The organism is Holophaga foetida DSM 6591 (assembly GCF_000242615.2).
GTDB lineage: Bacteria > Acidobacteriota > Holophagae > Holophagales > Holophagaceae > Holophaga > Holophaga foetida.
In genome coordinates this window covers 534,578-555,779 of sequence record NZ_KI912269.1, presented here as the reverse complement: position 1 = coordinate 555,779, position 21,202 = coordinate 534,578, and the positions used below count along the sequence as shown (strand labels likewise).

The 21,202-nt window shown below is 63.0% G+C and carries 20 protein-coding genes; 11 read left to right on the top strand and 9 right to left on the bottom strand.

Annotation, left to right across the window (positions count from 1 at the left end; translation table 11 throughout):
* Positions 1-19 precede the first annotated feature (19 nt).
* Positions 20-1,132, top strand: coding sequence for a putative lipid II flippase FtsW (gene ftsW, locus HOLFODRAFT_RS0217915; protein WP_005034995.1), 1,113 nt, complete (start codon positions 20-22; stop codon positions 1,130-1,132).
* Here ftsW and HOLFODRAFT_RS22235 read toward each other — a convergent pair.
* On the bottom strand, positions 1,110-1,979 hold the full coding sequence (locus HOLFODRAFT_RS22235; protein WP_005034997.1) for a DNA cytosine methyltransferase: 870 nt from the start codon (positions 1,977-1,979) through the stop codon (positions 1,110-1,112). The genes ftsW and HOLFODRAFT_RS22235 overlap by 23 nt on opposite strands.
* A gap of 548 nt (positions 1,980-2,527) precedes the next feature.
* Between HOLFODRAFT_RS22235 and HOLFODRAFT_RS0217905 the strand changes: the two genes are divergently transcribed.
* Complete coding sequence (locus HOLFODRAFT_RS0217905; RefSeq protein WP_005034999.1) at positions 2,528-3,787, top strand: acetate/propionate family kinase; 1,260 nt, start codon at positions 2,528-2,530, stop codon at positions 3,785-3,787.
* Positions 3,788-3,829: 42 nt separating this feature from the next.
* Here HOLFODRAFT_RS0217905 and HOLFODRAFT_RS0217900 read toward each other — a convergent pair whose 3' ends face one another.
* A complete protein-coding gene (locus HOLFODRAFT_RS0217900; protein ID WP_005035001.1) occupies positions 3,830-4,882 on the bottom strand; it encodes a hypothetical protein in 1,053 nt (350 codons plus the stop codon).
* A gap of 219 nt (positions 4,883-5,101) precedes the next feature.
* Between HOLFODRAFT_RS0217900 and HOLFODRAFT_RS0217895 the strand changes: the two genes are divergently transcribed.
* Together HOLFODRAFT_RS0217895 and HOLFODRAFT_RS0217890 are read left to right on the top strand one after the other, a co-directional pair.
* On the top strand, positions 5,102-6,001 hold the full coding sequence (locus tag HOLFODRAFT_RS0217895) for a CsgG/HfaB family protein (protein WP_005035005.1): 900 nt from the start codon (positions 5,102-5,104) through the stop codon (positions 5,999-6,001).
* A 31-nt stretch (positions 6,002-6,032) separates the two neighbouring features.
* On the top strand, positions 6,033-6,638 hold the full coding sequence (locus HOLFODRAFT_RS0217890) for an LPP20 family lipoprotein (protein ID WP_005035007.1): 606 nt from the start codon (positions 6,033-6,035) through the stop codon (positions 6,636-6,638).
* 63 nt (positions 6,639-6,701) lie between these two features.
* On the opposite strand, the gene HOLFODRAFT_RS0217885 is transcribed toward HOLFODRAFT_RS0217890, so the two are convergent.
* The 4 genes from HOLFODRAFT_RS0217885 to HOLFODRAFT_RS0217870 all read right to left on the bottom strand — a co-directional run bounded on the left by HOLFODRAFT_RS0217885 (position 6,702) and on the right by HOLFODRAFT_RS0217870 (position 11,085).
* The gene (locus HOLFODRAFT_RS0217885) at positions 6,702-7,808 is read right to left on the bottom strand and encodes a uroporphyrinogen decarboxylase family protein (protein WP_005035010.1); all 1,107 of its coding nucleotides are present in this window, start codon (positions 7,806-7,808) and stop codon (positions 6,702-6,704) included.
* A 277-nt stretch (positions 7,809-8,085) separates the two neighbouring features.
* On the bottom strand, positions 8,086-8,874 hold the full coding sequence (locus HOLFODRAFT_RS22230; RefSeq protein WP_005035013.1) for an IclR family transcriptional regulator: 789 nt from the start codon (positions 8,872-8,874) through the stop codon (positions 8,086-8,088).
* 72 nt (positions 8,875-8,946) lie between these two features.
* Positions 8,947-10,263, bottom strand: a complete 1,317-nt coding sequence (locus tag HOLFODRAFT_RS0217875; RefSeq protein ID WP_005035015.1) for an ABC transporter substrate-binding protein — start codon at positions 10,261-10,263, stop codon at positions 8,947-8,949.
* Positions 10,264-10,545: 282 nt separating this feature from the next.
* Positions 10,546-11,085: a TetR/AcrR family transcriptional regulator gene (locus tag HOLFODRAFT_RS0217870; RefSeq protein ID WP_005035017.1), complete on the bottom strand. Its 540-nt coding sequence runs from the start codon at positions 11,083-11,085 to the stop codon at positions 10,546-10,548.
* Positions 11,086-11,244: 159 nt separating this feature from the next.
* Here HOLFODRAFT_RS0217870 and HOLFODRAFT_RS0217865 point away from each other — a divergent pair, with 159 nt between their 5' ends.
* Entirely contained in the window at positions 11,245-12,159 is a 915-nt protein-coding gene (locus HOLFODRAFT_RS0217865) for a haloacid dehalogenase-like hydrolase (RefSeq protein ID WP_211237989.1), read from the top strand.
* Between the two features lie 88 nt (positions 12,160-12,247).
* Here HOLFODRAFT_RS0217865 and nadB read toward each other — a convergent pair whose 3' ends face one another.
* The 3 genes from nadB to HOLFODRAFT_RS0217850 are packed head-to-tail and all read right to left on the bottom strand — an operon-like array spanning position 12,248 to position 15,311.
* Complete coding sequence (gene nadB / locus HOLFODRAFT_RS0217860; protein ID WP_005035022.1) at positions 12,248-13,819, bottom strand: L-aspartate oxidase; 1,572 nt, start codon at positions 13,817-13,819, stop codon at positions 12,248-12,250.
* On the bottom strand, positions 13,816-14,607 hold the full coding sequence (locus HOLFODRAFT_RS23640) for a DUF309 domain-containing protein (protein WP_005035024.1): 792 nt from the start codon (positions 14,605-14,607) through the stop codon (positions 13,816-13,818). Before HOLFODRAFT_RS23640 ends, nadB begins: the two co-directional genes overlap by 4 nt.
* A gap of 11 nt (positions 14,608-14,618) precedes the next feature.
* Positions 14,619-15,311, bottom strand: a complete 693-nt coding sequence (locus HOLFODRAFT_RS0217850; RefSeq protein ID WP_005035026.1) for a MotA/TolQ/ExbB proton channel family protein — start codon at positions 15,309-15,311, stop codon at positions 14,619-14,621.
* A gap of 158 nt (positions 15,312-15,469) precedes the next feature.
* On the opposite strand from HOLFODRAFT_RS0217850, the gene HOLFODRAFT_RS0217845 reads away from it, so the two are divergent.
* The 6 genes from HOLFODRAFT_RS0217845 (at position 15,470) to HOLFODRAFT_RS0217820 (ending at position 21,202) form a co-directional block, all read left to right on the top strand.
* On the top strand, positions 15,470-16,834 hold the full coding sequence (locus HOLFODRAFT_RS0217845; RefSeq protein ID WP_005035027.1) for a UDP-glucose dehydrogenase family protein: 1,365 nt from the start codon (positions 15,470-15,472) through the stop codon (positions 16,832-16,834).
* A gap of 52 nt (positions 16,835-16,886) precedes the next feature.
* Positions 16,887-17,060 (top strand): twin-arginine translocase TatA/TatE family subunit, encoded by a 174-nt coding sequence (gene tatA / locus HOLFODRAFT_RS24170; protein WP_005035031.1) that lies wholly within the window; start codon positions 16,887-16,889, stop codon positions 17,058-17,060.
* An 18-nt stretch (positions 17,061-17,078) separates the two neighbouring features.
* Positions 17,079-17,903, top strand: coding sequence for a twin-arginine translocase subunit TatC (gene tatC / locus HOLFODRAFT_RS22220; protein WP_005035032.1), 825 nt, complete (start codon positions 17,079-17,081; stop codon positions 17,901-17,903).
* Complete coding sequence (locus HOLFODRAFT_RS0217830) at positions 17,900-18,187, top strand: hypothetical protein (protein WP_005035034.1); 288 nt, start codon at positions 17,900-17,902, stop codon at positions 18,185-18,187. The genes tatC and HOLFODRAFT_RS0217830 overlap by 4 nt, the downstream gene beginning before the upstream one ends.
* A 22-nt stretch (positions 18,188-18,209) precedes the next feature.
* Positions 18,210-19,169 (top strand): GNAT family N-acetyltransferase, encoded by a 960-nt coding sequence (locus tag HOLFODRAFT_RS0217825; RefSeq protein WP_005035036.1) that lies wholly within the window; start codon positions 18,210-18,212, stop codon positions 19,167-19,169.
* Positions 19,170-19,279: 110 nt separating this feature from the next.
* Positions 19,280-21,202 (top strand): ABC-F family ATP-binding cassette domain-containing protein, encoded by a 1,923-nt coding sequence (locus HOLFODRAFT_RS0217820; RefSeq protein ID WP_005035038.1) that lies wholly within the window; start codon positions 19,280-19,282, stop codon positions 21,200-21,202.

The following is a 21,202-nucleotide window of genomic DNA, read 5'->3' as shown; positions in this document are numbered from 1 at the left end:
TTCTGGAGCCGAGCCGTTCATGTCCCCTGACGTCCGTCGCCCCATCGATCGCCTGCTCCTCTTCTTCGCCCTCATGCTGATGGTGGTGGGGATGGTGTGGATCTATTCGGCGTCGGCCATCAAGGCCTCCCAGAACAACGCCGCTGCCACAGCCTTCCTGGTGAGGCAGATGATTGGCGGCTTCATCGGGCTCTCTCTCATGCTGGCCCTGAGTCAGGTGGATTTGACGGACCTGAGGGAGCACCCCAGGCCCCTCCAGATTCTCTACTGCGTTTCCATTCTGGGACTCCTGGCGGTCTTCGCCTTCCCGCCGGTGAATCATGCCCACCGATGGGTGCGCATCTTTGGGCAGAGCATCCAGCCCTCGGAGCTGTTCAAGCCTCTGGCAGTGCTCATCGCCTCCTGGTGGATGGTGAAGCACCGGGAGGCCTGGGGGCAGCGCCAGGACGCCATCCCCAAACTGGTGACCCTGATGGGGATCCTGATCATTCCCCTGGGGTTGATCCTCAAGGAACCCGACTTCGGCACCACCTTCCTCATTGTCTTCGTCACCATGCTGGTGGTCTTCCTGGGGGGCGCGCCCCGCTGGATCTTCGCCATCGCTGTCCCCGTTCTCGGGGCGGTGGGGGCCGCCTTCGTGGTGACCTCTCCCTACCGTCTGGCGCGGGTCACCAGCTTCCTGAACCCCGAGGCCGATCCCCTGGGCAAGGGCCACCAGACCCTCCAGAGCCTCGTAGCCGTGGGCAACGGCGGTCTGCTGGGGGTGGGGCTGGGGGCTGGTCGCCAGAAGCTCTTCTTTCTGCCGGAGGCCCATACTGACTTCATCTACGCCGTGATCGGCGAGGAAGCCGGACTGGTGGGCTCGGTCCTCGTCCTGGTCCTCTTCCTGGCGGTCCTCATCCGGGGCTATCGCATCGCGCGTCGTGTCCGGGACGCCTTCCTGCGGCTCTGTGCCATGGGCTTCACCCTGCTACTGGTGGTGCAGGCCCTCATGAACATGAGCGTGGTGCTTAGTCTGGCCCCCAACAAGGGCATCCCGCTGCCCTTTATCAGCTATGGCAGTTCCAGCCTCATCGCCTCCCTGGCCTCTCTCGGGCTCCTGCTCTCCATCAGCAAGGAGACAGGAGAGTAGTTACCCAGCGTGCGACAGGGATGCTGAGTCCGTTGCCCAGGAGCTTGTAGCGCTTGGTGCGGCTGATGGAGTCCGGGAACCTGAATTCCCGGGGAAGGCCCAGGAGTCGGGCGACTTCCTCCGGAGAGAACCTGCGGATCCCCTGGGGGGTGCGCAGGAAAGGCCCGCTTCCGACGAAGCGCTTGCCGTAGCCACCGATGAAGCAGGCGGAGGTCCGGCTCTCCGGATTCACCAGGGCCAGTCCCGGCCCGTGCTTCGCGCTTTCCTCATGGCGCAGGTAGAGGCTTTCGTCTTCCTGCGGGTCAAGGAAGGCGGCCAGAGGAAGGGGGGGCATTTCGGGCAGGGGCGGATCGGCGATGGGGTGGCGGGAGGCCACCAGATAGACCCGGGGGCGGAGATTGGGGATGCCGAACTGGGTGGGGCAGAGCTGGTATTCCCGCCAGTGCATGCCGGATGCCCGGAGCCGTTCCGCGAGGAGTTCGTGGGCATCGGAGCCCAGGAAGCCGATCACGTTCTCCAATACCAGGTGCTCGGGCGGGATGAGGCGCAGCAGGTCCATGAGGTGGAGGAATGCCTTGGAGCGGAGATCCTCCAGGCCCCGATGGTTTCCCATGCGGCAGAAGGGTTGGCAGGGGGGGCTCATGAGCCAGGTATCCGCCTTCAGCGCCTGGACCTGGCTGGGGTCCAGGCTGGCGATCTCCCGATCCCAGGGCCGATCCCCATGGTTGTGGGCATAGGTGTCGTTGGCTGCCGGGCTGATGTCGTAGGCCCGAACCACCTTGCCCTGGTCACCCAGGGCATAGCGCCATCCGCCGATGCCGGAGAAAAATTCGATGGCATTCAGCATGTAGTGATGTCTTGGTATGTGTTATTAGGGAATAATGTCACGATTAATGGCCTGTCTCCTCGGACGCCTGAATAATACGGTCGCGCCTGAGTAATATCATCCTTGGAAATTAGGCGGTGGCACGCTTTTTTCCGTATGGATGGTTTGGTCATACCAAAAAAGACGGTCAGGGCTCTGTATTCACCTGTTAACATGGTCACAACTTGGAGGATTCAGGTTCCTGATCACCGGGACCCCTTCGGGTGGATATGTATTCCGTGTGCGAATCTGCGTCCGGGCAGGCCTTCGGCCGGGACCAGAATGGACAGGATCAGAAGCGCCAGATTGAACCCGAAATGTTGATTCAGCGCCCCATACCTCATTTTGCAGGCAACGCCTGGAGGTATTCGTCTGGGACGAACGACCTGTCCGGGCCTGCCGGGACACGCTCTGCTGTCTTCGTTCCAGTGGCTGGGCTTTGCCTTGTTTTGATTTGATTTTTTAATCCTTATGGTCGTGCATTTTTCTTAAAACGGGTTATCTGCCCGCAACTACTCAGGTTGGGATCCATGGACACACAGCATTCGGAAAAAAACATCCTCGTGATCAATTGCGGGAGCTCCTCGCTCAAGTACGAGGTCTTCAAGATGCCTCAGCGCGAAAGCCTCGGCAAGGGCCTGGTGGAGCGCATCGGTGACTGCTCCGGCTTCCTGGCGCAGACCTCTCCCAGGGGAGAGATCCGCATTGAACAGCCCATTTCCGATCACGCTGTGGCCATGGGGTTGGTGGCCAAGGCTCTGGTGGACGAGGAGTCCGGCATTCTCGGTTCCCTCACTGAGATCCAGGGTGTGGGACATCGGGTGGTGCACGGGGGTGAGAAGTTCGCTTCTTCTGTGGCCATCAACGATGATGTGATGGAGGCCCTCCAGGAGAACGTGGAGCTGGCCCCCCTTCACAACCCAGCCAATATTATCGGCATTGAAGAGGTCACCCGCCTCCTGCCCCACATCGGTCAGGTTGGTGTCTTCGATACCGCCTTCCACCAGACCATGCCCCCTGCGGCCTACCTCTACGGCCTGCCCCGGGAGTTCTACGACAAGTATCGGATCCGCCGCTACGGCTTCCACGGCACCAGCCACCGTTTCGTGGCCGGCCGGGCCCTCCACCTGATGAAGCGGGTGGCCGAGAACACCAACCTGATCACCTGTCATCTGGGGAACGGCGCCTCCGTCACCGCCATCGAGAGCGGTCGATCCATCGACACCTCCATGGGCTTCACCCCCCTGGAAGGCGTGATGATGGGCACCCGCAGCGGCGATGTGGATCCCTCCATCCTGGGCTTCCTCGAGGACCGCGGCTACTCCTCCAAGGACCTGCAGAGCATCCTCAACAAGAAGAGCGGCCTGCTGGGGCTCTCCGGCGTCTCCAACGATCTCCGGGACGTGGAGAAGGCCGCCCAGGAGGGGAACGCCCACGCTGAGGAGGCCCTCGAGGTCTTCGCCCACAAGGTCCGCAAGTACATCGGCGCCTATGCCGCCGAGCTGGTCAAGGTGGACGGCCTGATCTTCACCGGCGGCATCGGCCAGTGGGGCGCCAAGATGCGCGCCCGCATCTGCCGCCGCCTGGAGCACATGGGTATCGTCATGGACTACAACCTGAACGGTCATATGGGCGGTTCGGAGGGCATCGTCTCCCACAACTACTCCCGGACGACCATCCTGGTGGTGCCCACGAACGAGGAACTCCAGATCGCCATGGACGCCTACGACATTCTGTTCCCCGGCAGCCGCGGCGACTGCCAGCGGCGGAAGAACGACGCCCACCTGTAGGACACAGCAGAAGGCCCCGGAGATTTCCGGGGCCTTCTGCTGTCAGCGGACCAGTTCGGCCAGCCACTGGCCCAGGGTTCCTTCCAGCTTGGCCTTGTAGTCCTTCAGGAGTCTCTGGTCGGCCTGGAACTCACTGACGCCAACCCCCTTGGCCTCGATGACCGTGGATTCGTACTGGGTTCCGGCCTTGTCCACCAGGGTGATCTCCAGGACGCCCCGGGCCACGATGAAATCGGCGCTGTGGTCGTATTCCCACCAGCGACGCTTCCGGATATCCCAGGCCTGCCGGTTCCCCTGGAACCTCAGGTTCAGGGTGAACTCCGCATTGCCTTCAGCCCATCCCAGTCCCTGTTTGAGGACGGCGTTGCGGACCAGGGTGGCCACATCGCCTCCCATGCCCAGATCCCTGTCGCCCCCGACGCACATGGTGAGGGAGTTCCGGAGCCGATCCAGGAGTCGGTCCACGGAAAGCTTCAGGTCCCGGACCTGGCGGCGCAGGGCAGGGTCTCCGCCTCCCGCGGAAATGAGGCCGGCCATGTCGTCCAGCTTGTCCATCTCGTTCTGGGCCCCCTTGAGGGCCTGAAGCCGTTTCAATCGCTCCCGGGGGCCGCCGCTGGTCCCTTCCTCCACCGCCAGATCATGCTTCATGGCACCGAAGCGGTTCCGCAATTCCTGCTCGGCGGCCGGGACATCGAGGTAGGCCAGGGCGTAGGCCGTGTCGCCCTTCCGGTCCACCCAGGTCTCCTCGACAACCAGTCCCGGGAGTTCCACGGCCTGGGCCTGGATCGTCGAATCCTGGTTCAGGGTCTGGGTCGAGCTTCCGGTGGCGGGGCCTCCGCCCTGGCGCTGGACCACGGAGTGGGTGGAGAGCTTGGTGCTCCCCTTGACCGAGGCCCTGAGCCTGGAGATGACCTCCACCTTGGCGTTCTGGGAGGCCTGTCGGACTGCCTGGGCTTCTGTCGGGGCCACAGGGGCCAGCCCCATGGCATAGATCCTTCCGGGGGCGCTGGGCAGCATGCTGACCCAGGGGGGCTGGATCAGGCCCTGGGCCATGACCAGGCTGGGGACGCACAGGGTGAACGCAAGGGCTTTCATTCGGTGCCTCCGGAAAGTCAGGGGGTGTGGTCTCAGGGTAGCACTACGTCTCATTCCGGCAACGGGTGAACCATGGGCCTGGAGAGGGACGACGGATCGAAAAAATCCCATCCGGGAGCAACTTGCGAGGGCTGAACCCGGAGTATAGACTGAGCCCAAGCGTACCTCATATTGACCCTGGGCCATGTGCGCCCAATCAGTCTCAAGAAGGAGAATCCCATGTTCAAGAAAGTCGCCGGGGCATTGCTCTGCGCCCTGGGAATCGTTCTACCAGGTTCCGCCGCAGGAGAGCCCAGCCTGGCGGTTCTTCCGCTGCGCGGGACCATCAATAGCAACTTCCTGGTGGATCAGGATCAGATCAACAGCGCTGTCACTTCCGCCTTTCTGAATACCCGGCGCTTCACGATGGTGGAGCGTTCCCAGCTCGGTGCGGTGCTCAATGAAGGCAAGTTCCAGAATTCCGGTTTGGTGGATGACGCCACCGCCGTGGCACTGGGCAAGCAGCTCGGCGTGAAATACGTGGTCGTGGGTTCCTGCAAGGCTGACAGCAGCCCTTCCAGGGAAGTTTCGGGAACCAAGCTCGCCCTGGGCGCTGGGCTTGCTCACTTTGGGTTCAAGAACAAGAGAGAGGTGGCTGACAGTTCCGAAACCCAGTTCTGGCAGGCCAATATCAAGGTGTCCCTGCGCATGGTGGAGGTTGCCACCGGCAAGATCGAGAATGCCTTCGAGGCATCGGGGGATGCCAGGACCATGAACAGAGCGAAATCCGCCAAGGAGGCCACAGACAAACTGGAGGCCAACCTGATGGCCAAGGTCAAGGGAACGGCGGCGGCGGCCCAGACTGGCTATGTCATCAAGGTATACTCCCCGGGCGAACTCATGATCGATCTCGGCAGCAGCCATGGTTTGGCTGCGGATTCCCGGGTCCAGGTCTGTCAGCGGGAGGACGATATCGTCCACCCCGTCACGGGCAAGACCATTCGAGGCAAGAAGGTCGTTCTGGGCACCTATCGCGTCAAGTCCCTGGATGAGGATACCTCTGTCGTGGTGGCCGAGGGCTCCGCTCCCCGCAGCATCAAGGCCGGACAGATTGTCGAAGTGGTCACCAGCTCCAGGTAGCATCCCCCCCATCCCTTCTGAAGGAGTTCCCATGAACCTCAAACTGGCACTCGTTTCCGGCGTGACGGTGATGGCCCTTGGCATCGCCTGCGGCGAAAAGGCCCCCGAGACGACCCCGGTCACCACGACCCAAGCCAAGGCTGCGCCGTCGTGGATCGATAGCCCCAATATCCCCGATGGCCTTGCCGATGTCGGCATTGCCCAGTCCAATCCCATGGGTGACAAGGCCATGCAGCGGGCTACGGCTCTGGCGGATGCCCGCGCCAAGCTGGCGGGCCAGATGAAGGTCCGGGTCCAGAACATGTTCAGCCAGCTCAACCAGCAGGTGACGACCGCCGCCTCCAATACCGCCCAGAAGGGCGGCAAGCCCATCAAGAACGATGTCATGCAGCGGGTCATCGAGAATGTCACCCGCAACATCGTTGATCAGGAGCTTCAGGGGGCCACCGCGCGTGAATGGTGGCTGGATCCCACGGATGGCAGCCTCTACTGCCATCTGGTCATGAGCAAGGAGACCATGGAAAGGGTCATGCAGCAGCAGGCCCAGAAGGAGATCCGCAACGAGATCGCCCAGGGTGAGCAGGCTCTGGAGAATGCTCTCGACAAGCTGGATGCCGCCATCGCCGCTTCCCGGTAGAACGTATCTTCAACGCAAGAAGCGCGGCCAATGGGCCGCGCTTCTTGCTGTACTGCGTTTGGCCTACTTGCCGGTGGCCGCGGCGATCATGGCCTTCATGTTCTCCAGCTTGGCGTTCGGCGGAACGGAGCATCCGGAGGAGAGGATGAATCCCTCTCCCATGTCCTTGATGAGCTTGCAGCTGTAGTTGTAGACCTCGTCAGGGGTGCCCAGGACCAGCATCGTGGCGGGCACGTCGCCCTTGATGCAGACCCGGTCCCCGATGGCCTCCTTGATCTTGTAGATGTCGGTGCCGCCGTCCGTCTCGAAGACGATCTTGCCCTTGGGGAACTCGCGGAAGTAGCTGAGATCACGTTCCCAGTTGGCATCTGCGTGGATATTGCAGACCGCGCCTTCCTCGATGATCATGTCCGCCGTCGCCTTGACGTACTTCCAGACGAAGCGCTCCCAGAACTTGGGACGGTAGAACTGGCTGGCGCCCCGGGCCGGGGAGATGAACACCACGGTGGGCTTGATGGCGCGGATCTGCTGGCGCATCTCCGCCAGCTGTTCCGCCAGTACCACGTCCGTGGCGGCTTCCACCTTCTCGGGGATGCGGTAGAGGTCCGTCATGTACTTCACCATGGAGCGGCCGCCCCCGAAATACTCGTTGACGGAGGTGGCCACCAGCTCGGAGTAGACTAGGTAACCCGCATCATTGAAGTTCTTCACGGCGCTGGGCACGCACTCCAGCTGCTTCAGGATGTCGTCGACATCGACCCCCAGCCGGTTCTTGAGGTAGTCCATCTTGAAGGAACCCCACCCCTTGTCGATGATGGTGTCGTAGTCCTCGGGGATCATCATCTCGGATTCGTCGAGCTGCCAGAGTTCGTTGGGGCCCAGTTCCCGCCCGGGAAGCTTGACCTTGGACATGAAGATGAGGGGGAACATGGCGCCTTCGGAAAAGGCGGCGTTGAAGCCGTCCACATCCCCCAGTTCCTTGATGGATCTGAGCATGACCTCATGGGAGAACTGGAAGCTCTTGCAGAAGTCGGCCAGAGTGACGCCCATGTGGGCGGCACAGAAGGAGTTGGCCTGGAGGATGACCGGTGTGCGGTCGACCTTTTCCAGGGCAAGGGCCTTCTTGAGGCGGGTCTGGCGTTCGGCGAGAAGCGTCTGGGGAGTGTTCATGGCAAGTACCTCGTGAATGGTGGGTTATGGGTGCTGGTTGGAACGGCTGTCAATGGGTTTTGGATTCTTGGGAAGCCTGATATTACACCATTAGGCGGTACGATTCGTACCGTTTTATGGCAAGACAAATGCCATTCTCCCAGATGCCTCGGATCAATGCCCCTGGTGCAGGCAATGGGGATGGAATTGGCTTATTCGGCAAATGATGGCCACATATGGCAAATGCGAGGTGCATTCGCCATATGTGGTAACCGTGACCTGTTTCCGATCTGGCCCGTCAAGCCTTCCAGTGGAGGGGCTGGCAGCAGCTCAGGAGATCCTTGATCAGCTTCTTTTCGTTGGGTTGGAAGCGTTCGGTGGGCATTGGTATGCCGAGGGCGCCCCGCTCGCCGTTCGGGCCGACGAGGGGTGCGGCAATGCCGCTGAAGCCCACGAGGTATTCCTCTCGCTCGAGGGCAAGTCCGGTGGTCCTGATCGAGCGGAGTTCCTCCATGAGTCCGTCCCAGGTGGTGATCGTATTCCTGGTCAGCCGATTCAGTTCCAGGCTGGGGCGCAGTGCTTCGAGCTCTTTTCCCGGGAGGGAGGCCAGGAGGGCCTTCCCACTTGCGGTCGCGTGCAGGGGAAGCGAGGTGCCGAGGGTGCCCACGAACTTGAGGGGATGGCTCCCCGGGATCTGGTCCACGATGACCGCCTTGCCGTGGGCCAGGACCGAGAGATCGACGTTTTCGTGGGTTTTCTTGGAGAGCTGCATCACGATCGGCCGGGCGATCTTGCTTAGATCGAAGGGGCGCATGGATGCCGCGAAGAGGGCCATGGTGGGGCCAAGGCGGTACCCACTGGTGGTGGTGGCCGCAATGACGACATTGGCATCTTCCAGGGTCTCGACAATGCGCTGGACGGTGGATCGAGGCAGCTTGACGTAGTGGGCGATTTCCCGGAGCGACAGGCCGTCCGGGTGATTGCTCAGGGCTGTCAGGACATCGATCGCCCGGGAGACGACCCGGATCTTGTTCCCCTGGGTCTCATCGGATTGGGGCGCTTCATGGGGGACTTTTTCGGTAGGCATCAATCGCATCTCGTGACGCCAGTGTAGCCTGCTCATGCCGCGCCCGGGCGGGCGCGGCATGAATCAAGGGCGCTACTTGGTGGGTACTGGGAAGAGCGCCTTCCCGGTGGCTGGCCAGAAGTCGTGGTCGGAGTGGATGACCTTGAGCTCCCATGGCTGGTTGGGATTGCCGGACTTCTGCCACTGGCCGAAGACCGCTGGGCACTGGCTGAAGTGGTTCTCGTCGAACTTGACCCGGTGGCGCATGGTGGCGAGATCGGTGGTGGCCAGGGCGGCGTTCACCTTCTCTGGGTCGACAGAGCCTGCCCGCTCGATGGCATCCACCAGGACCTGGATCCCCGCATAGCCGGGGCCGATGCTGGGATAGACAGGCCGCTTGGTCTCCTTGACCCAGCGATCAGCCAGGGATTGGGGGGTGGTTCCGCCGATGCCCGGGGCACCCTTGATGGAAGGCTCCCACCAGACCTCAGTGCCTACCCCCAGGGGCAGCTCTCCACCCCAGGCCTTCACGTCATCCAGATAGAGGGCGCCGCGCCCGATGGAGACGATCTTGGGATTGAAGCCCATGGCCTTGGCCTGCTTCCAGACGGTGCCGAAAAAGGCCGCAGGGCAGTTGCCCCAAAGAATCTCGACATTGGCTGCCTTCCAGGCCTGCACTACAGAGGAGAAGTCCGTAGTCTCCATGGCCATCAGGCCCAGGTTCTTGTCCAGTCCCACCACGTCGTAGCCGAGCTTCTGGAGGGCGGGGCCGAAGAGGGTGTACCACCCGCGTCCGTCGGGCTCGTCCGAGGCGATGATGCCAACCTTCTTGTTGGTCTGGGGGGCGTATTGATTCAATACGGCCATCCAGGTGTCCATGACCGTATAGCCCGGCTTGGCCCTGAAATCGCCCGGCTTGGCCGGGGTGTTGATGGAGAGGGTGCCTGTCGACCAGGTGTACTGCCACTTGGTGGGGGTCTCATTCCTCATGCCCATCCAGGGCTCCAGGACTCCGCAGGAGGTGATGTAGGGAACCTTGTAGCGGTCTGCCATTTGGGAGACCCCGGCGTGCATGGGAGGGGGTTCATCGCCAGTGACAATGAATTGGACGTGGTCCTGGTTGATCAGGCTCTCGGCGAGGGCACTCGCCTTGTTGGGGTCGCTTTCGTTGTCCACGGCCACCAGCTTGAGGGGGATGCGGGTATCGCCCACCTTGACGCCCCCCTGTTTGTTGATGTCATCAATGGCGGCCTGGACGCCGAAGAGGCCGCCCTGTCCAAAGGAGGCGAACATGCCGGATTGGGCCTGGACGAAGCCGATCTTGATTTCCTTGGCGGGCTTCTTGTCGCAGCCTATGCCTGCGAGGGCGAGGGCGGCTGCCAGGGCAGAGGTTAAGGGACGCAGTTTCACGAGGCTTCTCCTTGTCTGGTGGGGGCATGGCCAACTCCTGAATGGAGTCGCTGGTGATGCCCATTGTGTGGTACGGAAAGTACCGCTTTGGCAGCAAGGATGGTGCCGTATCGCAAGGCGGCCCGTGGCTTATGGTTATGGTGGTGATGAAGGCTGTTTGTTGTCGCATATCGCAAAAACAACGTGATATATGGCAAATTGACACGAATTTGCCATATATCGCGATCGCCTGCGCTCAGGGACATTGGCGCAATGATCCCTCATCTCAAGGGGTGGGTAAATCTAGTCCCGCTTCATCCACTCCATGATGCGGCCAGCCATGTAGACCATATCGACTTCGTCCATGTCCGGGGCGTGGAGCGCCAGCCCCACGATGGCTGAGGATAAGAGCCATCCGTCCCGGATATCCCCCTTGGCCATGCGATCGGCGGAAAGTCGGGCCAGGAGCTTCAGTTCCTCTCTGAGAACGGCCTTGAGTGCTGGCATCTCCCGGGCCAGCAGGTTGAATTCCAGGATGAGGCGGGCGTTGGGCAGGGCATGGCGGGCCAGCATGACCTGGAGATCCCTGGGACCTTTGATCTGTTCCAGGGCTTCGCGCTGCTCGTCCGCCATCCGCTTGAATAGCGCCACGATCAGCTTTTCCTTGCTTCCAAAGTAGTAGTGCACCAGCCCGTGGTTCACGCCCGCCATGGCGGCGATCTGCTTCACGCTGGCCTTGTGCCCTCCGAGGGTCGCGAGGCATTCGAGCCCCGCGTTCAGGAGCTTCTCCTCTACCGTCCGGTCATCCACAGGCTGGGGGGGGATGGGATGGGCTTTTTCCATGGGATCACAACTCAAAAGGCTCTCTTGCTTCGGCAGGGATATACAACCCTTCCAAAGTGTGAGGGGTGGTAGCACTCTTGTATCATGACCACGCCCTTGCATCCCCAGAACGTCATAGCCCTGGTATGGGATTTTGATAAAACGCTTATACCTGGATACATGCAGGACCCCATCTTCGAGGAATACCGGGTGGATGCCGGTCAGTTCTGGAGGGAAGTCAATGCCCTTCCTGCCTACTACCGATGCCACGGTGTCAATGTCAGCTCCGACAATTCCTATCTGAACCATCTGCTGACCTATGTCCAGCACGGGCGCATGCAGGGGCTCACCAACGCCAAGCTGCGGGAGCTGGGGGCCCAGATCAAGTTCCACCCAGGGCTCCCTGAGTTCTTCCCCTACCTCAAGGAGCAGCTGGCCAAGCTGCCGGATGCGGATCGCTTCGAGATCAGGCTGGAGCACTACATCGTCTCCACCGGGTTGCGGGAGATGATCGAGGGCAGCTCCATCCGGCCCTATGTGGACGGAATCTGGGCTTCGGAGTTCATTGAGAACCCGGCGCCCCCCCACTTCGATCCCGATGTGACCGTCGCGCTCGATGAGTCACCCGCCCAGCGCTCCCTCTTCCCGGCGGCAGGCATCTCCCAGATCGCCGTGGCCTACGACAATACGAGCAAGACCCGGGCCCTCTTCGAGATCAACAAGGGGGGGAACAAGACCATCAGCATCGACGTGAACTCCACCATGCGCGCCGAGGATCGTCGGGTCCCCTTCCATCACATGATCTACATCGCGGATGGCCCGAGCGATGTCCCGGCCTTCTCGGTCATGCGTCAGAACAGCGGCACCGCCTACGCGGTCTACGACGATACCAATGACCTGAGCCTGGAGCAGGTGGAGCGGCTCCGGAGGGATGGCCGCATCGATCACTTTGGCCCCGCCGACTACCGGACCGGCAGCCCCACCGGGAAGTGGCTCTGGCTGAGGGTCAAGCAGATCGCCCAGACCATCATCCAGGAGCGGCAGGCGGCCCTGAAGGTACGGATCGGGGTGGCCCCGACACATCTGCCGCACTGAAAAGGCTCCAAGGCACGAAGGAAAGACAAAAAATGCTTTTCTCTCTTTTTGCTTTTCTTGGAGCCTTGGAGTCTACGTGGTGAATCTTTTAGTTCACCCGGTAGTGGCACCCTCTCGATACCGGGTTCTGCAGCGCGGCCTTGAGGATGAGCCGGGCGCAGATGGCGCCATTGCGGAGTTCCAGGAGCTTGCGGGAGAGGGGGGCCTCCCGGTAGAAAGCCTCGATGCGATGGTAGAAGTAGCCCATGTCGCTGTAGGCGCGCTGGAGCCGGGCCTGGGTGCGGACGATGCCTGCATAGTTCCAGAGGGTGGCCCGGATATTGTTCCAGTCCTGTTCGATGAGCAGGGGATCGGGCTCGACGGAGCTTGTAGGGGGGCGCCACGGCTCCAGGCTGTCATCGGGAATCAGGGCGGTGTAGTGGCACTCCTGGACAGCAGCCTCTGCGGCGCGGTGGCCCCAGACAAGGCCCTCAAGCAGTGAGGTGGATGCCAGGCGGTTCGCTCCATGGAGGCCGGTGCAGGCGACCTCTCCCACGGCGAAAAGGCCGGGTAGATTGGTGCGCCCTTCGGAATCCACAGCCACGCCTCCGCAGAAATAGTGGGCGGCCGGGACCACGGGGATGGGCTGGCGCAGAGGATCCAGGCCCTCCAGGCGGCAGGCTGCCAGGATGTTGGGGAAGCGGGCCTCAAGATCCAGCTTCAGCCTCATGGGGGACAGGTCCAGGTAGGCGCAGAGGTCCCCGGTGGCGGCCATTTCCTGGAAGATGGCCCGGCTCACCACGTCCCGGGGTGCCAGTTCCATTTGATCCGGGGCGTACTTGGTCATGAAACGCTCTCCGGCGCTATTCACCAAGTGGGCTCCCTCACCCCTCAGGGCTTCTGTGAGGAGCTTCCGCGGCTTGCCGGGGATGTAGAGGGTGGTGGGGTGGAACTGGACGTACTCGCAGTTCACGATCCGCGCATTGGCCCGGTAGGCGGCCGCCAGACCATCCCCGGTGGCGGAGGGGGGGTTGGAGGTGTGCAGGTAGAGGTAGCCCAGGCCACCGGTGGCCAGCACGGTGCGCTTGGCCGTTGCCATGTGCACCGCGCCATTCGAAGTGTCCAGGAGGTAGGCTCCCCAGACCTGGATGGGGTCGTAGACCTTGCGGGGGTCCCGGCTGTGGTGGGGCACGGTGACGAGGTCCACCAGGGTCGTCTGCTCCAGGATGCGGATGCGGGGATTGGCCCGAACGGCACGGCTCAGCGACTCCTGGATGGCCCTGCCTGTGGCATCCTTGGCGTGATAGATGCGGCGGGCGGAATGGGCAGCCTCCTGGGTGGGCTCTGGCAGCCCGCCTGCGTCTATGTCGAAGGGGACTCCCACCTTGCGCCAGAGGAATTCCTTGCACAGGGCAGGGCCGCGCTGGGCCAGGAGTTCCACGGCCTCCGGACGGCAGAGACCCGCCCCTGCGGCTTCGATGTCCCGGGCCAGCAGTTCGGGAGAATCGCCCCCGTCCTCCTGGGCGAGGCCGACGATGCCGCCCTGGGCATAGGCCGTGTTGGTCTCGCCCAGGGAATCCTTGACGGCCATGACCACGTCAGCTCCCAACTCCGCCGCATGGAGAGCGGTGGTGCAGCCTGCGATACCTCCGCCCAGGACCAATACATCACAAACAATCACAGCAGCTCCCAGGTAGGGCGCGGCAGATCCCAGAGAGGAGCCAGGTCGGTGTCCCGATCCTTTCCCTCCATCCAGGCCAGCCGCGTGGAGGCGGCCTCCACAGCCGCAGTGTAGTTCAACGTGCCCCAAGGGGTTTCCAGTTCCCCGGATCGCGGTGCCAGGAGGGCCACCGCATCCTCCCAGAGCCCCACCATGCCGACGGCGTTGTGGAGCTGCTGGTGGTGGAAGCCCGCCGTCAGGAGGATGAGCCCCTGGATGTCGGCCTTGAGGTGTCCCCTGGATCTGCCCCACAGGGGTTCCAGGACGTCGTGGCACTCATGGTAGAGGGCCGAATTGAAGAGGGCGGAGGCCGCGCTGAGGGGGAAGGCTTCCCCCTCGGGGTGCCCCATGAGGGCCAGCAGGGTGACGCCCGCCCGAAGGCTGACGAGGCTCCCCATGGGGAGCCAGGAACGATGGGCTTTCCATCCCTCAGGGCCCAGCTCCGCCGTGTCCGGGCAGTTGTCGAGATCCCGCTCCCAGCAGGCCTCCGGGGACGCCAGGCCCATGGGGCCCAGCAGGCTGGCGGCCCGCTTCATCAGGACGGCGAAGGGGATCCCATCGGGGAACTCCTCCACCAGCCGGGGGGCTCCCAGGATGGTGGGCCAGGCCAGGACGGAACGCTGGGCCGGGTCCTCCATGGCGATGGTCAGGCGATCCCTCAGGAACTGCATAATCGGCAGGGGAAAGCGCGGCTGGCGCTGCCAAAAGACGGGGCGCGAATCGCAGGAAGCGGGGGCTGATGTGGCCATGCTTGGAAGGTTCAGGTGAAATTCCGCTCCGTCAAGCTGATGAATTCCAGAGAGAAGTCGTCCAGCTCGGTCTGCCACTGCTTGAGCTGTCCCTGAAAGAAGTTATAGGCCATGAGCGCCGGGATGGCCGCTACCAGTCCCAAGGCTGTGGCCACCAGGGCCTCGGAGATGGGGATGGCCACGGTGGCGAGATTGGCGCTGCCGGTGGTGCCGATGCCTCGGAACGCGTCGATGATGCCCCAGACGGTTCCGAAGAGGCCCACGAAGGGGCTGACGGCGGCGATGGTGGCCAGGATGCCGAGGTGCCGCTCCATCCGGCCCATCTCCACCACCGAGGAGCGCTGGAGGCAGCGCTCCACGGCTTCCATGCTCTTCACCTGGGCCTTGGCTCCTGCCACGCCCCTGAGCTGGTAGGTCAGTTCCGCATAGCCCGCGCTGAAGAGGCCCACGAGGGGGCTCAGCTCGAAACCTCCGGATTGCTGCTTGAATTCGCGCCAGTCCAGGCACTTCCTGAAGGCATCCCGGAATCGCTCGGTGGTGCGGCGGGATCGGGCCATGAGCATGCTCTTCTGGAGGATGATCACCCAGCTGATGACGGAAAATACGGCCAGGAGCAGCATCACAGCCTTGGCAACGGTGCCGCCATGAAGCACCACTTCCCAGAGGTTGACGCCCTGTCCTTCGAGCAGCATGGCGTAAAGCATTTGGCCTCCTCGTCCTCCATCCTACTCCAGGAGTGGTTCCAAGTCGTGGAAGTGCACCTGAATCACCTGGATTGGACGGGTTCCGGAGTTGCTGGGTAGACTTATTGGTTCCTGACTTTCATAAATTACCGGGTTCGCCCTCGTCTTCAGGTGGATGCATGCACGTTGTGGTCATAGGTTCGGGTTATGTAGGGCTCGTCGCTGCTGTCGGTTTTGCGGACGCAGGGCATCAGGTGCTGGGTGTGGACGTGGATGCGTCGAAGGTCGCCAAGCTGCGCCAGGGCATCTCTCCCATCTATGAGCCCGGTCTGGACGAGCTGCTCCACAAGCACCAGGCTTCCGGGGCCCTTCGCTTCTCCCTCGACCTGAAGGAGGGCATCCCGGCGGCGGATGCCGCATTCATCTGCGTGGGGACCCCCCAGAGCGAGGACGGCAGCGCCGATCTCCAGTACGTCCTTGCCGTGGCCGCCCAGATCGGCGACGCCATGGCCATGCGTCCCGCCGATGCCAAGCCGCTTGTGGTGGTGGACAAGAGCACCGTTCCCGTGGGGACCTCCGCGCGGGTGCATGCTGTCATCAGTGCCCTCACGGACAAGCCCTTCGAAGTGGTCTCCAACCCCGAGTTCCTGCGCGAAGGTACGGCCATCGAGGACTTCCTGCTGCCGGACCGTGTGGTGATCGGATGCCGCACCGACGAGGCGGAAGCAATCATGAAGGGCCTCTACCAGGCCCATCTGGATGCCGCCAAGGCGCGCAACCCCGAGGGTGGCAAGTGGTTCCGCATGGATCCCCCCAGCGCCGAGATGACTAAATACACGGCCAACGCCATGCTGGCACTGCGGATCAGCTTCATGAACGAGATCGCGGCCCTCTGCGAGCGGGTGGGCGCGAACGTGGAATACGTGAAGGCGGGCATCGGGAGTGATCACCGCATCGGCAAGTACTTCCTGAATCCAGGCCCCGGCTTCGGGGGAAGCTGCTTCCCCAAGGATCTCCAGGCCCTGCTCAAGGTCGGGCGCGAGAACGGTCAGGGGTTGCGCTGTCTGGAGGCCACGGTGGAGGTGAACCGCCACCAGAAGCAGGTCATCGCTCGCAAGGTCAAGGCCTTCTACGGCTGCGAATCCAGCAGTCCGGCCCCCCTTGCTGGGCGTCGCTTCGCCCTCTGGGGTCTGGCTTTCAAGGCCCACACCGACGATATCCGGGAGGCCATGGCCCTGGAGCTCATCGATAACCTGGTGTCCCTGGGGGCAGAGATGGTGGTGCACGACTTCGAGGCCATGCCCAACGTCAAGGCCCGCATCGGGGACAAGGTCACCTACGTGGAGGACCCGATGGCGGCCTGTGAGGGGGCGGATGCGCTCCTTGTCGCCACGGAATGGCCCCAGTACCAGAAGGCGGATATGGACGCGGTGGCCTCCCGGCTCAAGGCCCGGGTCATCTTCGATGGTCGCAACCTCTGGAGGCCCGAGGATATGAAGGCCGCCGGCTGGGAATATCACTCCATCGGGCGCCCCACCCTCTGAATTCCGTTAGACTGGAGCCAGACATCTTCCTCAGGTTTGTTCGGAGCCTCCCATGGGTAACCTCGGTATTACGGAAATCCTGCTGATCGCCCTTGTCCTCCTGCTTCTCTTCGGGCCCTCCAAGCTGCCCGAACTGGGCAAGTCCCTTGGGAAGGGGATCCAGGAGTTCAAGAAGGCCGGCAGGGAATTGACGGAATCCGTCAAAGACGACTCCGAGAAGAAATAGGCCGAGCCGAAATAATCCGTGGCCATTCCCGAGACGCCCCCGAACCAGATGAGCTTCTGGGAGCACCTGCAGGAACTGCGGGTGCGCCTGACGCGCGCCATCATCGCCGTGGTGGTGGCCTTTGCCGTCACCTACAGCTTCCCCTTCGGGCTCAGTCTGGGGCCCCTCAAGGGGATGCCCCCCCTGCGTTTCCTCCTCTGGCACTGGGCCCAGCTCCCCTTCCTCCAGTCCATGGCCCGGCAGATGGGCAAGCCCATGGTGGAACTCCAACCCTGGGCCTTCACGGACCTGACGGAACCCTTCTTCAGCCTGATGCGCCTCAGTTTCTGGGCCGCCATCTTCATCAGCACCCCCTTCATCTTCTACCAGCTCTGGGCCTTCATCCGCCCGGGGCTCCACGAGCGGGAGCGACGCTACGTCATCCCCTTCGTCCTGGTCACCAGCGGCATGTTCCTGGCTGGGGCGGTCTTCGCCTACTTTCAGGCGTTCAAGTTCCTTGGCGACATCCTCTTCGTGGAAGCCAAGGCCGCTGGGCTGCGGGCCAATCTCCACATCGACGCCTACCTGGACCTCTTCCTTTACACCCTGCTGATCATGGGGGTGATGTTCGAGTTGCCGGTCTTGACCTTCTTTCTGGCCCGGTTCCGGATTCTCACGGCGCGCTGGATGATCAAGTATTGGCGCCATGCCAGCATCCTCATCATCATCGCCAGCGCCTTCCTGACACCCGGGGATGTGGTGGTCACGACCGTCTTCTTCTGCGCGATCCTCTTCACCCTCTACTTTGTCTCGGTCCTGGTCGCCTGGGCTGCGGAGCCTCGTAAACCCCGGGAAGAGGCATGATCATCCCTGATATTGACGATCTGGTGCTGGAGCACGATGAGGAGGCTGGCCTGGAGGAACTGGGGCGCCGGGTTCTCTCCCGTGGCCCTTGGACCACGGTCGCTTTCCTGGTGAGGACCAGGAAGGACTGGGATTCGCCCTGGGAAGGGCCCTTCCTCTGGCTCCACCGCTACCAGAAAGTGCCCCAGGGCTGGAAGTTGGTGAGCCGCTTCCACACCACCGGCTCCGAACAGTTAGAGAACCTGATCCAGGCCCTGGGAGACTGGGAACTGCGGGGAGCCTGACCGTACCACTCCAGGAGGCCCTATGGCCGGATCATCATCTTCCTTGGTCATCAGGCCTCTCCAGGAGAGGGACATTCCGGCGGCCGACCGCATCTTCCGGGAGGCCTTTGGCACCTTCATCGGGTTGCCGGACCCGATGCAATTCACCGGGGATGCTGCGGTGGTGCGCTCCCGTTTCCAGGCCTTTCCGGAGGCGGCCTTCGGCGCATTCCTGGAGGAGCGTCTGGTGGGGAGCGTCTTCGCCACCCGCTGGGGGAGCTTCGCCTTCCTGGGACCCCTTTCCGTGGATCCGGCCCTGTGGGACCAGGGCGTCGCCCAGCGCCTCATGGAGCCGGTAATGGCCTGTTTCAAAGCCTGGGGCGTGGCCCAGGCGGGCCTCTATACCTTCCCCACCAGCGCCAAGCACCTGGGCCTGTACCACAAGTTCGGCTTCCGGCCCCACTTCCTCACCGCGGTCATGGGCCGGGAGCTTGGCGGGGAATCCGCTTCCTCGGCTGGCTTCCGGTCCTGGGGCGGGGTCGTTGAAGGAGAGCGGGAATCCCTCCTGGCTGGCTGCCGTCAGATCGCCCGCGAGGTCTACCCCGGCCTGGATCTGACGGAGGAGATCCTGCACCTGCATCGCCAGGGTTACGGTGAACTGGTCTGGACCGGGGAACCACGGGAGCCAGAGGCCTTTGCCCTCTGTCACCGGGGTCCCGGGAGCGAGGCTGGCAGTGGGGTCTGCTATGTGAAATTCGCCGCCGTCCGGCCTGGTTCGGGGGCCTCGGAGGCTTTCAAATCGCTCCTCGGGTCTGCGGAGGCCTATGCGCGCTCCCAGGGGGCGGGGATACTCCTGGCGGGGGTGAACACCGGGCGGGTTCGGGCCTACGAGACCATGCTCAGGGGGGGCTACCGGATCCAGATGACAGGGATCTCGCTCTTCGGGTTCGAAGGTGTCGGATTCAACCAGCCGGAATCCTGGGTTCTGGATGACTGGCGCTAGGGTGGTCCTGCTCCCTTTCTCCTGCTGTGCCCTTTCGGGCTGGGTTGTCGGGTGGAATAGGGAAGGGGCGATGCTTCGCCTCCATGCGACACTGGAGGGTCGGAGTCGTTATGCCCATCGCCCTCAGTCTGGTCAAGGTTTCCAAGCGCTACGGAGCGGAGCCGATCCTGGAGAATCTTTCCTTCGGTCTCCAGCAGGGTGAGAAGGTGGGGCTCATCGGGCGCAACGGAGCCGGGAAGAGCACCCTCTTCAAACTCCTGAATGGCGATGAATCACCGGATACCGGCGAGGTCGTGGTCACCCAGGGCCTTCGGATCGCCCGCCTCTCCCAGGATCCCCACTTCGCACCCGAGGCGACGGTGCGACAGGCCCTGGAGGCCGCCTTGGCGGACCACCAGGAACTCATCCAGCTTCATGCCTCCCTCCTGGAGAAGTTGCACGGGGTGGCCAGCGCCGACGAGGCCCGGCTCCATGAGGAACTGGAGCGCACCGAACACCATCTGAACCACATGGGCTGGGACATGGAGCCGCGCCTCAAGGAGGCCATGAGCGCCTGGGGCCTGATGGATCCCGAGGTGCGGGTGGAAAGCCTCTCCGGGGGGTGGCGCAAGCGCGTGGCCCTGGCCCAGGCCTGGCTCAAGGATCCCGATGTGCTGGTGCTGGACGAGCCCACCAACCACCTGGATCCCGAGCAGGTGGAGCGCCTGGAATCCTGGCTCCAGGGCTTCCAGGGCGCCCTGCTCCTCATCACCCACGACCGCCATCTTCTGGACAGCGTGGTCGAGAAGATGCTGGAGCTGGAGGGTGGCGCCCTCACGAGCTATGAAGGCAGCTACAGCGACTATCTGCTCCTCAAGGCCGACCAGGAGTTCCGGGACGCCCGACTGACGGACCACATGCAGAATCGCCTGCGCCGGGAGATGGCCTGGCTGCGGCGGGGGGCCAAGGCCCGCACCCGCAAGAGCAAACTGCGGATCCAGGATGTCCTGGACCTCAAGGATGATGTGGATGACCGGATGCGGCAGGAGACCCGGCAGTCCCTGAGCTTCCTCCGGGGAGACAACCGCAGTGATGCCCTTCTCAATGTCGAGGGGCTCCACTTCGCCTATCCCGGTAACCCCGAACTGGTGGGGGGCCTGGACCTGGTGCTCCAACGGGGCATGCGGGTGGCGATCCTCGGGCCCAACGGCTGCGGCAAGAGCACCCTCCTGAAACTCATCCTTGGCGATCTCCAGCCCAGCTCCGGCGAGGTCAATCGCCATCCCAAGCTCTCCATCTGCGCCATCTCCCAGGGGCGCGGCGAACTGGACGGTTCGAGCAGCATCCTGGACAACCTGGCGGAGCGGGCCGCCGTGGTGAAGGTGGGGGGGGCCGAGATCCTGGCCCATGTCTACCTCACCCGCTTCGGCTTCCCCGTCGAACAACAGAAGCGCTCCGCCTCCACCCTTTCGGGGGGTGAGCGCAACCGGCTGCTCCTGGCCAAGTCCATGCTCCACCCTTCGGATCTCCTGGTGCTGGACGAGCCCACCAATGACCTGGATATCCCCACCCTCCAGAACCTGGAGGAGGCCCTGATGGACTACCCCGGCACCCTGCTGCTGGTGAGCCACGACCGTTTCTTCCTGGACCAGGTGGCCACCCACACCCTGGCCTGGAATCCCGAGAACCCCATGAAGTGGGAGCTTTACGAGGGGAATCCCACTACGGTTCGCCGCCTGCGGGAGGAGCGCAAGGCGGCGGAGGTGGTTGCCAAGCCCATCGTCCAGAAGGCCGCACCCCGTTCCGAGGTCCCCAAGAACAAGAAACCAGGTTTCTCTCAGAAGGAACAGCGCCGTCTGGCTGAAGTGGAGCAGTCGCTCGCGGTCCTCAACGCACGTCTGGCTGAGCTGGATGATGCCCTCAACGCCCCGGATGCCTTTATCGCCGCCGATAGTTCCGGGCACGCGGCCCTGAAGCAACAGGCCGATCTCAGGGCTCAGGCCGAGGATCTGGAAATGGAGTGGCTGGAACTGGAAGAGAAGCGGGAGGCCTGA

Coding starts and splice junctions, on each gene's coding strand:
- tatA (WP_005035031.1), top strand. CDS start 16,887: ATGGGTAACCTCGGTATTACGGAAATCCTGCTGATCGCCCTTGTCCTC.
- HOLFODRAFT_RS0217865 (WP_211237989.1), top strand. CDS start 11,245: ATGCAGGACCCCATCTTCGAGGAATACCGGGTGGATGCCGGTCAGTTC.
- HOLFODRAFT_RS0217845 (WP_005035027.1), top strand. CDS start 15,470: ATGCACGTTGTGGTCATAGGTTCGGGTTATGTAGGGCTCGTCGCTGCT.
- ftsW (WP_005034995.1), top strand. CDS start 20: ATGTCCCCTGACGTCCGTCGCCCCATCGATCGCCTGCTCCTCTTCTTC.
- HOLFODRAFT_RS0217830 (WP_005035034.1), top strand. CDS start 17,900: ATGATCATCCCTGATATTGACGATCTGGTGCTGGAGCACGATGAGGAG.
- HOLFODRAFT_RS0217895 (WP_005035005.1), top strand. CDS start 5,102: ATGTTCAAGAAAGTCGCCGGGGCATTGCTCTGCGCCCTGGGAATCGTT.
- HOLFODRAFT_RS0217905 (WP_005034999.1), top strand. CDS start 2,528: ATGGACACACAGCATTCGGAAAAAAACATCCTCGTGATCAATTGCGGG.
- HOLFODRAFT_RS23640 (WP_005035024.1), bottom strand. CDS start 14,607: ATGGCCACATCAGCCCCCGCTTCCTGCGATTCGCGCCCCGTCTTTTGG.
- HOLFODRAFT_RS0217890 (WP_005035007.1), top strand. CDS start 6,033: ATGAACCTCAAACTGGCACTCGTTTCCGGCGTGACGGTGATGGCCCTT.
- HOLFODRAFT_RS0217820 (WP_005035038.1), top strand. CDS start 19,280: ATGCCCATCGCCCTCAGTCTGGTCAAGGTTTCCAAGCGCTACGGAGCG.
- HOLFODRAFT_RS0217885 (WP_005035010.1), bottom strand. CDS start 7,808: ATGAACACTCCCCAGACGCTTCTCGCCGAACGCCAGACCCGCCTCAAG.
- HOLFODRAFT_RS0217870 (WP_005035017.1), bottom strand. CDS start 11,085: ATGGAAAAAGCCCATCCCATCCCCCCCCAGCCTGTGGATGACCGGACG.
- HOLFODRAFT_RS22230 (WP_005035013.1), bottom strand. CDS start 8,874: ATGCCTACCGAAAAAGTCCCCCATGAAGCGCCCCAATCCGATGAGACC.
- HOLFODRAFT_RS22235 (WP_005034997.1), bottom strand. CDS start 1,979: ATGCTGAATGCCATCGAATTTTTCTCCGGCATCGGCGGATGGCGCTAT.
- HOLFODRAFT_RS0217900 (WP_005035001.1), bottom strand. CDS start 4,882: ATGAAAGCCCTTGCGTTCACCCTGTGCGTCCCCAGCCTGGTCATGGCC.
- HOLFODRAFT_RS0217825 (WP_005035036.1), top strand. CDS start 18,210: ATGGCCGGATCATCATCTTCCTTGGTCATCAGGCCTCTCCAGGAGAGG.
- HOLFODRAFT_RS0217850 (WP_005035026.1), bottom strand. CDS start 15,311: ATGCTTTACGCCATGCTGCTCGAAGGACAGGGCGTCAACCTCTGGGAA.